Genomic DNA, 10,874 nt, shown 5'->3' on the forward strand with positions numbered 1-10,874 from the left:
GCGCGCGCCCCCGCGCGCCCCGTGTCGCCGTGACTGTGTTCTGTGTGTCGGGGCTGGGTGCGGGGGGGGTGGGTCGCCACCCCCCCCCCCCCCCCCTTCCGTTTCCGGCCCGGGTGGATGAACGCCGCGGCGCCCGGCTCGGTACCATGAAGATTCACCCCCTCCCGGTTGCGTCCGACCGTACGGGCCGCGGCAGGGGTCGGCCCCGGTGCCCCGAGGAGAGTCCTTGCCCGACGAGGTTGTGCCCACGGCCGAAGCGGCCGCCCCCGACAACCGTCCCACGCCCTCGGGGGCCACCCCGGCACGCCCGGCGCCGACCTCCTCGCGACCGACCGCCCCCACCGGGCGCGGCTCCTCCTCGGGTGGCATGCGCGCCCGCCTGGCCCGCCTCGGCGGCCAGCGCTCCAGCGTGCTCAACCCCGTGCTGGAGCCGCTGTTCCGGTCGATCCGGGCGAACGACCCGAAGGCCGACCCGGCGCTGCTGCGGGACATCGAGCGGGCCTACGCCGTCGCCGAGAAGTGGCACCGCGGGCAGAAGCGCAAGAGCGGCGACCCGTACATCACCCACCCGCTGGCGGTGGCCACCATCCTGGCCGAGCTGGGGATGGACGCCGCGACCCTGATGGCCGGGCTGCTGCACGACACCGTCGAGGACACCGACTACGGCCTGGAGACCCTGCGCAAGGACTTCGGCGACTCGGTGGCGCTGCTGGTGGACGGCGTCACCAAGCTGGACCGGGTCAAGTTCGGCGAGGCCGCGCAGGCCGAGACCGTCCGCAAGATGGTCGTCGCGATGGCCAAGGACCCGCGGGTCCTGGTGATCAAGCTGGCCGACCGCCTGCACAACATGCGCACGATGCGCTACCTCAAGCGGGAGAAGCAGGAGAAGAAGGCCCGCGAGACGCTGGAGATCTACGCCCCGCTGGCGCACCGGCTGGGCATGAACACCATCAAGTGGGAGCTGGAGGACCTCGCCTTCGCGATCCTCTACCCCAAGATGTACGACGAGATCGTCCGGCTGGTCGCCGAGCGCGCCCCCAAGCGGGACGAGTACCTGGCGACCGTCATCGACCAGGTCCAGGGGGACCTGCGCGGCGCCCGGATCACCGCCTCCGTCACCGGCCGGCCCAAGCACTACTACTCGGTCTACCAGAAGATGATCGTCCGGGGCCGGGACTTCGCCGAGATCTACGACCTGGTGGGCATCCGGGTCCTGGTCGACACCGTCCGCGACTGCTACGCGGCGCTGGGCACCATCCACGCGCGGTGGAACCCGGTGCCGGGGCGGTTCAAGGACTACATCGCGATGCCCAAGTTCAACATGTACCAGTCGCTGCACACGACGGTGATCGGCCCCGGCGGCAAGCCCGTCGAACTCCAGATCCGCACCTTCGACATGCACCGCCGGGCCGAGTACGGCATCGCCGCGCACTGGAAGTACAAGCAGCGCGCGGTGGCCGGCGCGTCCAAGGTCCGCACCGACACCCCGACCCAGGTCCGCAAGGACGACAAGGCCGGCGCCGTCAACGAGATGGCCTGGCTGCGGCAGCTGCTGGACTGGCAGAAGGAGACCGCCGACCCGAGCGAGTTCCTGGAGTCGCTGCGCTTCGACCTGGCCAGCAACGAGGTCTTCGTCTTCACGCCCAAGGGCGACGTGATAGCCCTGCCGGCCGGTGCGACCCCGGTCGACTTCGCCTTCGCGGTGCACACCGAGGTGGGCTACCGGACGATAGGGGCCCGGGTCAACGGGCGGCTGGTGCCGCTGGAGTCGACGCTGGAGAACGGCGACGCCGTCGAGGTGTTCACCTCCAAGGCGGAGAACGCCGGCCCGTCCCGGGACTGGCTGGGCTTCGTCAAGTCGCCGCGCGCCCGCAACAAGATCCGCGCCTGGTTCTCCAAGGAGCGCCGCGAGGAGGCGATCGAGCACGGCAAGGAGGCGATCGTCCGGGCGATGCGCAAGCAGGGCCTGCCGATCCAGCGGATCCTGACCGGCGACTCGCTGGTCACCCTGGCCCACGAGATGCGCTACCCCGACATCTCCTCGCTCTACGCCGCGATCGGCGAGGGCCACGTCACCGCGCAGAACATCGTGCAGAAGCTGGTCCAGGCGCTCGGCGGCGAGGAGGGCGCCACCGAGGACCTCGCCGAGACCGCGACCCCGACGCACGACCGCCGGGCGGTGCGCCGCCGGGCCAAGGGCGACCCGGGCGTGATCGTCAAGGGCGTCGAGGACGTCTGGGTCAAGCTGTCCCGCTGCTGCACCCCGGTGCCGGGCGACCCGATCGTCGGCTTCGTGACCCGCGGCAACGGCGTCTCGGTGCACCGCGCCGACTGCGTCAACGTCGAGTCGCTGAGCCAGCAGCCCGAGCGGATGATCGATGTCGAGTGGGCCGCCACCCAGTCCTCGGTGTTCCTGGTGGCCATCCAGGTCGAGGCGCTGGACCGCTCCCGGCTGCTCTCGGACGTCACCCGGGTGCTCTCCGACCAGCACGTCAACATCCTGTCGGCGGCGGTGCAGACCTCCCGCGACCGGGTCGCGATGAGCCGCTTCACCTTCGAGATGGGCGACCCGAAGCACCTCGGCCACGTGCTCAAGGCCGTGCGCGGCGTCGAGGGCGTCTACGACGTCTACCGCGTCACCTCGGCCCGCAAGTAGCGCCCCGAGCACGAGAGCACGAGAGAGGGCCCCGGGAGATCCCGGGGCCCTCTCTCGTGCGTTCGGCGGATCAGCCGCTGAACTCCTCCTGGCTCCGGTGCGCCTGCTCCAGCAGGGTCTGCACGCCGGCCAGCTCGTTCTCCAGCTTGGCGATCCGGCCGGCGTTGCCGGCGGCGCGGGCCTTGTCCAGATCCGTCCGGATCTTGTCGGCCTTCGCCTCGAACAGGCCGACCATGCCGGCGGCGCGCGCCTTGGCCTCCGGGTTGGAGCGCTTCCACTCGGAGTCCTCGGCCTCGCGGATGGCCCGCTCGACCGTGTTCAGCCGGCCGTCCAGCTTCGGACGGGCGTCGCGCGGCACGTGCCCGATCGCCTCCCAGCGCTCGTTGACCTCGCGCAGCGCCGCCTTGGCGGCCTTCAGGTCGGTGATCGGCAGGATCGCCTCGGCCTCGACGGCCAGCGCCTCCTTGAGCTTCTGGTTGGCCACCTGCTCGGCGTCCCGCTCGCTGAACACCGCGGAACGGGCCTGGAAGAAGACGTCCTGCGCGCCGCGGAAGCGCGCCCACAGCTCGTCCTCGATGTCCCGCTGGGCCCGGCCGGCGGACTTCCAGCGCGCCATCAGGTCGCGGTAGGCGGCCGCGGTGTCGCCCCACTCGGTGGACGAGGACAGCGCCTCGGCCTCGGCGACCAGCGCCTCCTTGGTCTGCCGGGCCTGCTCGCGCTCGGCGTCCAGGGTCGCGAAGTGCGCCTTGCGGTGCTTGGAGAAGACCGAGCGGGCGTGCGAGAAGCGGTGCCACAGCTCGTCGTCGCTCTTGCGGTCCAGCCGGGGCAGGCCCTTCCAGGTGTCTACCAGGGCGCGCAGCCGGTCCCCGGCCTCCCGCCACTGGGTGGACTCGGCGAGCTGCTCGGCCTCGGAGACCAGCGCCTCCTTGGCGGTGCGGGTCTCGTCCTGGGCCTTGGCGCGAGCGGCCTTGCGCTCCTCGCGCCGGCTCTCGATCTCGCCGGCGAGCGTGTCCAGCCGCTTGGCCAGGGCGGCCAGGTCGCCGACCGCGTGCCCCTCGGTCACCTGGGCGCGCAGGTGGTCCAGCGCGGCCTGGGCGTCCTTGGCGGCCAGGTCGGTGGTGCGCACCCGCTTCTCCAGCAGGCCGATCTCCACCTCGATGCCCTGGTACTTGCGCTCGAAGTAGGCGAGGGCCTCCTCGGGCGAGCCGGCCTGCCAGGAACCCACGACGCGTTCGCCGTCGGCCGTCCTGACGTAGACCGTGCCCTGCTCGTCGACACGGCCCCACGGGTCGCTGCTCATAGCGCGTCCTCCACATGACGTCGCGCCCGCGCCGGGGCGGCGCGCGTCCGTCGTCCACAGTTGATGTGCGGCGGACCGATGAGTCCGCCGTCCCCGTCCGCCGTGACTTGCTGCCGAGGGTGACGGCCAGGCGGGTACGGGCACCCTGATACAACGCCAACATAGGCGACCGGCCCCGGTGCTGTCCGCATCCGGGCCGGGCGATTTCGGGCCGGGGCCGCGCCGAGGCGCTTCGGGCGCCCCTTGTGGGCGGCCCCGGGATATCTCAACTCTTTGCCGTGGTCACCGAGTTGAAGGTGACGTCGGCCATCGGGTGGCCGTCCGGGGCGCCCTCCAGGGTGCCCGCGGCGGCGATCTTCTGCACCGCGTCCAGGCCCCCGGTGATCTTGCCGAAGGGGGTGTAGTTCGGGGGCAGCTGGGTGTCCTTGTAGACCAGGAAGAACTGGCTCCCGTTCGTGCCCGGGCCGGAGTTGGCCATCGCCACGGTGCCCGCCGGGTAGGTCGCGCCGGTCAGGTTCTCGTCCGCGAACTTGTACCCGGGGCCGCCGGTGCCGCCCGGGACGGTCGCGCTGGCGGTCGGGTCGCCGCACTGGAGCACGAAGATGCCGTCGGTGGTGAGGCGGTGGCACTTGGTGTGGTCGAAGTACTTCTCCCCGGCCAGGAAGACGAAGGAGTTCACCGTGTGCGGGGCCTTGGCCGCGTCGAGCGCGAGCGTCACCTTGCCGCAGTTGGTGTCCAGCGTCGCGGTGTACGAGCCGCCCGCGTCGACCGCCATGGCCGGCTCGGCCTGCCACTGCTTGCCGTTCGGCGCGCCCGGCGCCGGATCGGCGCAGCCCTCGACCGGCTTGCGGGTCGGGGTGGTCGGCTCGGCGCTCTGGCTCGGCGCGGCCTTGGCGGAGGAGGCGGCCGAAGCCGACTTGTCCTTGTCCGAGCTGAACGCCCCGGTGCCGACCAGCGCACCGCCGCCGGCCAGCACCACGACGGCGAGCGCGGAGCCCAGGATCGTGTTGCGGCGCCTGCGCTCGGACCGCGCGGCGACCCGCCGCTCCATCTGGCGCTCGTACTTCTCTCGGGCGAGCTGCCGCCGCCGCTGTTCGCTGCTGACCACCGGCCGTGTCTCCTACGGATGTGCTGGGAAAGTGGATGGGTACCGAAGCGGATCATCGCATCCATCGGCGGCCAAGTGTAGGGACCGGGCCTGTAAGAACGCGGTGAACCTGTCAGTGCGAACCGCGCGCGCCACCCCTATCTGGTTCGCAACCGCACCCGCACCGCCGGTAGGCTGCCTTTACCTCACTGGTTTGCTGCATGACTGGTGGCTGCATCCGACCCGGCAGCCGCGACCGTAGCCGCCACTGCCGACCGCATCACGAAGGACGCGCGTGTTCATCGCCGGATTCCCCGCTGGAGCCTGGGGCACCAACTGCTACCTGGTCGCCCCGGCGGCGGGCGAGGAGTGCGTCATCGTCGATCCCGGCCACCAGGCGGCGCGCGGTGTCGAGGAGATGGTCCGCGAGCACGGGCTCAAGCCCGTCGCCGTGGTGCTCACGCACGGCCACATCGACCACGTGGCCTCGGTGGTCCCGGTCTGCGGCGCCCGCGGCGTCCCGGCCTGGATCCACCCCGAGGACCGGTACATGATGTCCGACCCGGAGAAGGCCCTCGGCCGCGCCCTGGGCACCCAGCTGATGGGCGAGCTCACCGTCGGGGAGCCCGACGACGTGCGCGAGCTCACCGACGGCGCCGTGCTGGAGCTCGCCGGCCTGCAGCTCACCGTGGACCACGCCCCGGGCCATACCGGGGGGTCGGTGACCTTCCGGACGCCCGGTGCCGAGGACCTCCCCCCGGTGCTGTTCTCGGGCGACCTGCTGTTCGCCGGCTCCATCGGGCGTACCGACCTCCCGGGCGGGGACAGCGAGGCGATCATGCGGTCGCTGGCCCGGGTGTGCCTGCCCCTCGACGACACCACCGTGGTCCTCTCCGGCCACGGCGGACAGACCACCATCGGCCACGAGCGCGCCACCAACCCCTACCTCCGACAGGCAGCAGGGGCGGCCGGCGCCCAGGCTTTCCCGCGACGAGGAATGTGACGGAAGAGAAGTTGAGCACCTTCACCGCCCCCAAGGGCACCTACGACCTGCTGCCCCCCAGCTCCGCGACCTTCCTGGCGATCCGCGAGCGCATCGCCGCGCCCGCCCGCCGGGCCGGCTACGGCTACGTCGAGACTCCGGTCTTCGAGGACGTGAAGCTCTTCTCCCGCGGCGTCGGCGAGTCCACCGACATCGTCAGCAAGGAGATGTACAACCTCACCACCCGCGGCGGCGACGAGCTCGCGCTGCGCCCGGAGGGCACCGCCTCGGTGCTGCGCGCCGCCCTCCAGGCCAACCTGCACAAGCAGGGCAACCTGCCGGTCAAGCTCTGGTACTCCGGCTCGTACTACCGCTACGAGCGCGCCCAGAAGGGCCGCTACCGCCAGTTCTCCCAGGTCGGCGCCGAGGCGATCGGGGCCGAGGACCCGGCCCTGGACGCCGAGCTGATCATCCTCGCCGACGACGCCTTCCGCTCGCTGGGCGTGCGCGACTACTCGCTGCTGCTCAACAGCCTCGGCGACAAGCAGTGCCGCCCGGTCTACCGCGCCGCCCTGGTCGAGTTCCTCGCCGGCCTGGACCTGGACGAGGACACCCGCCGCCGCGCCGACATCAACCCGCTGCGCGTCCTGGACGACAAGCGCGAGTCGGTGCAGGCCCAGCTGGTCGACGCGCCCAAGCTGCGCGACTACCTGTGCGAGGAGTGCAAGGCGTACGACGAGAAGGTCCGCGAGCTGCTCACCGCGAACGGCGTGGCCTTCGTCGACGACCCGAAGCTGGTCCGCGGCCTGGACTACTACACCCGCACCACCTTCGAGTTCGTGCACAACGGCCTCGGCGCCCAGTCCGCGATCGGCGGCGGCGGCCGCTACGACGGCCTGTCCGAGATGATCGGCGGCCCGGCGCTGCCGTCCGTCGGCTGGGCCCTCGGCGTGGACCGCACCTTCCTGGCGATGGAGGCCGAGGGCATCGTCCTCGACCTGCCCGCCGCGACCTCCGTGTACGCCGTCGCGCTCGGCGAGGAGGCCAAGAACGTCCTGTTCGCCAAGGTGGTCGAGCTGCGCCGGGCCGGCGTCGCCACCGACCTCGCCTTCGGCGTCAAGAGCATCAAGAACGCCATGAAGTCCGCCGACCGGTCCGGCGCCCGCTTCGCCCTCGTGGCCGGGGACCGGGACCTCGCCGACGGCGTCGTCCAGCTCAAGGACCTGACCACCGGCGAGCAGAACCCCGTCGCCCTCGACGCACTCGTCACCACCCTGAAGGAGAAGCAGCTGTGATCCGCACGCACGACGCGGGCACGCTCCGCCCGGAGCACGCAGGCACCACCGTCACCCTGGCCGGCTGGGTCGCCCGCCGCCGCGACCACGGCGGTGTCGCCTTCATCGATCTGCGCGACGCCTCCGGCACCGTGCAGATCGTGGTCCGCGACCTCGACTCGGTGCACGGCCTTCGCGCCGAGTACTGCGTCAAGGTCGCCGGCGACGTCCGGGTGCGCCCCGACGGCAACGAGAACCCGGACATCCCGACCGGCGCGGTCGAGGTCGTCGTCAGCGAGATCGAGGTCCTCTCCGAGGCCGCCCCGCTGCCCTTCCCGGTCGCCGAGTACGAGCCGGGCACGGTCAACGAGGAGGTCCGGCTGCGCTACCGCTACCTGGACCTGCGCCGCGAGGGCCCGGCCAAGGGCCTGCGGCTGCGCTCCAAGGTGAGCAACATCATCCGCCGGGTGATGGAGGAGAACGACTACCTCGACATCGAGACGCCGTACCTCACCCGCTCCACCCCCGAGGGTGCCCGCGACTTCCTCGTCCCGGTCCGCCTGCAGCCCGGCCACTGGTACGCGCTGCCGCAGTCGCCCCAGCTGTTCAAGCAGCTGCTGATGGTGGCCGGCATGGAGCGCTACTACCAGATCGCCCGCTGCTTCCGCGACGAGGACTTCCGCGCCGACCGGCAGCCGGAGTTCACCCAGCTCGACATCGAGGCCTCGTTCGTCGACCAGGAGGACATCCTGGCCCTCGGCGAGAAGATCGTCGGCTCGATCTGGCGCGAGGTGCACGGCTACGAGCTCCCCAACCCGCTGCCCCGGATGACCTACGCGGACGCCATGGCCCGCTACGGCTCCGACAAGCCGGACGTCCGCTTCGGACAGGAACTCACCGACCTCACCGAGTACTTCAAGGGCACCGCGTTCCGCGTCTTCCAGGCCCCGTACGTCGGCGCCGTGGTGATGCCCGGCGGCGCCTCGCAGCCCCGCAAGGCGCTCGACGCCTGGCAGGACTGGGCCAAGGCGCGCGGCGCCCGCGGCCTGGCCTACGTCGTCATCGACGCCGAGACCGGCGAGCTGCGCGGCCCGGTCGCCAAGAACCTGTCCGAGGAGCACCTGGCCGGTCTGGCCGCCGCCGCGGGCGCCAAGAACGGCGACGCGATCTTCTTCGCGGCCGGCAAGCAGCGTCCCTCGCAGGAGCTGCTGGGCGCCGCCCGCCTGGAGATCGGCCGCCGCTGCGAGCTGATCGACGCGTCGCAGTGGGCCTTCCTCTGGGTCGTCGACTTCCCGATGTTCGAGCCGATCGAGGACGACAAGGGCGAGTTCCAGGGCTGGCACGCGGTGCACCACCCGTTCACCGCCCCGACCGCCGAGTCGCTCGCCACCTTCGACACCGACCCGGGCTCGGCGCTGTCCAACGCCTACGACCTGGTCCTCAACGGCTCGGAGCTGGGCGGCGGTTCGATCCGTATCCACCAGCGCGACGTGCAGAAGCGGGCGTTCGACGCGATCGGCCTCTCCGAGGAGGAGGCGGCCTCGCAGTTCGGCTTCCTGCTGGACGCCTTCAACTACGGCCCGCCGCCGCACGGTGGCGTCGCCTTCGGCCTCGACCGCATCGTCACCCTGCTCGGCGGGTACGACACCATCCGCGACGTCATCGCCTTCCCGAAGACGTCCACCGGCGGTGACCCGCTGACCGGCGCCCCGACCCCGATCACCCCGGCCCAGCGCCGGGAGGCCGGCGTGGACGCCAAGCCGAAGCTGCGCGAGGACGCCGCGAAGTCCGACGCCTGACACCGGATCCGCTAACCTTCAACGGCCCCGGACGGTCCACCCACCGTCCGGGGCCGGTCCACAATGACGTGTGACACAAGGAGGGTTGACTCATGCAGGTGATCACAAGGGTCGAGTGTCCGGATGACGTCCCGGCGACCAGACGCGTCCACATGGCCGCGTTCCCCGGCCCGGACGAGGCGGACCTGGTCGACGCGCTGCGCCGCGATCCGGCCTGGCTGCCCGAGCTGTCGCTGGTCGCGGTCGACGAGGCCGGGCTGGTGATCGGGCACGCGCTGCTGACCCGGCTGCGGGTCGGCGAGGACGGCGCGGGCCTCGCGCTCGCGCCGGTCGCCGTCGCGCCGGAGTGGCAGCGCAAGGGCGTCGGCGAACTCGTCGTCCGGGCCGCGCTGTCGGCGGCCGAGAAGGCGGGGGAGAAGCTCGTGGTCGTCCTCGGCGACCCGGAGTACTACGGGCGGTTCGGCTTCAGCGCGGCCGGACGGCACGAGATCAGCGGGCCGTTCGAGGTGCCGGACGCCTACTTCCAGGCGCTGCCGCTGCCCGCGTACGACGGTGCTCCGCGCGGGCTCTGCCGCTACCCCGAGGCCTTCGTGGCGGTGTAGACCGTCAGGTCGGTTCCACCGACCGCGTGCCCACCCGGGGCTCCGTTTTCACCAGCGGCTCCGTCCCACCCGACCTTCCCAGCCGGCCGAAGGGGACCGTGACCCGGCAGCTGCGCACGAACGCGGCCATCGCCGGCGTGAGTTCGCGGTCCTTCGGCCAGTACAGCCCGACCCTGCTCGGGCTGAGCCCCCGTACCGGCCGGTACGCGACGTCATCCCGTACGGCCAGCCGGCTCATCGTCTCCGGTGCGAAGCCGACGCCCTGACCGCACACCACCGCGGCCAGCCACTCGTCGGTGTTGTGCGCCACCGCGCCGATCCGCACCGGACGCCCGCCCCGCTCCCGGCCCGCCAGCCAGTACTCGCGCCAGTGCCCGGCCTCGTGCGGTATCGCCACGAACGGCTCGTCCAGCAGGTCCTCGACGGACAGCTCGGCCCGGTCCGCCAGCCGGTGCCCGGCCGGCAGCGCCACGACCCGCGCCTCCTCGCCGAGCACGGCGACGTTGTAGTGCTCGACCAGCCACGCCGGGCCGTGCCAGAGCGTCAGGTCGATCTCGCCGGTGGCCAGGCCCGAGGTCGGGTCGAACCAGTTGTTCTGCCGCAGCTCCACCTGCCAGCCGGGCATCCGCCGGGCGAAGTCGGCGACGGTGCTGCGGGTCATCAGGTTGATGATGCCGCCCTCGAACCCCACGCGCAGCACCGAGCCCTGCTCGGCGGCGGCCGCCCGGGTGGCCCGCAGCGCGTCCTCCCAGCCGGCCAGCATCGCCCCGGCGTAGTCCGCCAGCGCCCGCCCGGCCGGGGTGGGCGCCATGCCGCGCCGCGAGCGCTCGAACAGCTCGACCCCGAGCAGCGATTCCAGCTGGCGGATCTGCTTGGTGAGCGTCGGCTGGGAGACGAACAGCCGGGCCGCGGCAGCGGTCAGCTGCCCCTCCTCGCAGACCGCGGCGAAGCTGCGCAGCAGGCGGGTGTCGACATCCATGCCCCAAGGTTATGGAACCGGATATTGGACCCGTCCGGCAGGTGTGGGCCAAGGTTGATCGTTCGGCGTTCGCGCCGACCGGACGGGGGAGCGCGGCGGCGCGGGGGGGGGGGGGGGGCCCCCGCCCCCCCCCCCCCCCCCGCGCGGGGGGGGGGGCCGCGCCGCCCCCCGGCGGGACGGAGCGTCCACACGGCA

Annotated in this window: 8 protein-coding genes; 5 read left to right on the forward strand and 3 right to left on the reverse strand. The window is 72.2% G+C overall.

Annotated features, from left to right (window positions below):
- The first annotated feature begins 241 nt into the window (after window positions 1-241).
- The gene (locus tag ACFV6I_RS11635) at window positions 242-2,656 is read left to right on the forward strand and encodes a RelA/SpoT family protein (RefSeq protein ID WP_380344325.1); all 2,415 of its coding nucleotides are present in this window, start codon (window positions 242-244) and stop codon (window positions 2,654-2,656) included.
- 70 nt (window positions 2,657-2,726) lie between these two features.
- On the opposite strand, the gene ACFV6I_RS11640 is transcribed toward ACFV6I_RS11635, so the two are convergent.
- On the reverse strand, window positions 2,727-3,956 hold the full coding sequence (locus ACFV6I_RS11640; RefSeq protein ID WP_363372779.1) for a DUF349 domain-containing protein: 1,230 nt from the start codon (window positions 3,954-3,956) through the stop codon (window positions 2,727-2,729).
- A 265-nt stretch (window positions 3,957-4,221) separates the two neighbouring features.
- The gene (locus tag ACFV6I_RS11645) at window positions 4,222-5,064 is read right to left on the reverse strand and encodes a peptidylprolyl isomerase (RefSeq protein ID WP_380424696.1); all 843 of its coding nucleotides are present in this window, start codon (window positions 5,062-5,064) and stop codon (window positions 4,222-4,224) included.
- A 274-nt stretch (window positions 5,065-5,338) separates the two neighbouring features.
- On the opposite strand from ACFV6I_RS11645, the gene ACFV6I_RS11650 reads away from it, so the two are divergent.
- The 4 genes from ACFV6I_RS11650 (at window position 5,339) to ACFV6I_RS11665 (ending at window position 9,700) form a co-directional block, all read left to right on the forward strand.
- On the forward strand, window positions 5,339-6,046 hold the full coding sequence (locus ACFV6I_RS11650) for an MBL fold metallo-hydrolase (protein WP_063346799.1): 708 nt from the start codon (window positions 5,339-5,341) through the stop codon (window positions 6,044-6,046).
- Between the two features lie 11 nt (window positions 6,047-6,057).
- Window positions 6,058-7,320, forward strand: a complete 1,263-nt coding sequence (gene hisS, locus ACFV6I_RS11655; protein WP_063346798.1) for a histidine--tRNA ligase — start codon at window positions 6,058-6,060, stop codon at window positions 7,318-7,320.
- Window positions 7,317-9,098, forward strand: a complete 1,782-nt coding sequence (aspS, locus tag ACFV6I_RS11660; RefSeq protein ID WP_380424699.1) for an aspartate--tRNA ligase — start codon at window positions 7,317-7,319, stop codon at window positions 9,096-9,098. The genes hisS and aspS overlap by 4 nt, the downstream gene beginning before the upstream one ends.
- A 92-nt stretch (window positions 9,099-9,190) precedes the next feature.
- A complete protein-coding gene (locus ACFV6I_RS11665; protein WP_063346796.1) occupies window positions 9,191-9,700 on the forward strand; it encodes a GNAT family N-acetyltransferase in 510 nt (169 codons plus the stop codon).
- A gap of 4 nt (window positions 9,701-9,704) precedes the next feature.
- Here ACFV6I_RS11665 and ACFV6I_RS11670 read toward each other — a convergent pair whose 3' ends face one another.
- Complete coding sequence (locus ACFV6I_RS11670) at window positions 9,705-10,679, reverse strand: LysR family transcriptional regulator (RefSeq protein WP_063346795.1); 975 nt, start codon at window positions 10,677-10,679, stop codon at window positions 9,705-9,707.
- Between the last annotated feature and the right edge of the window lie 195 nt (window positions 10,680-10,874).

Origin of the sequence: Kitasatospora sp. NPDC059803 (assembly GCF_042732255.1) — a bacterium.
Taxonomy (GTDB): Bacteria; Actinomycetota; Actinomycetes; order Streptomycetales; family Streptomycetaceae; genus Kitasatospora.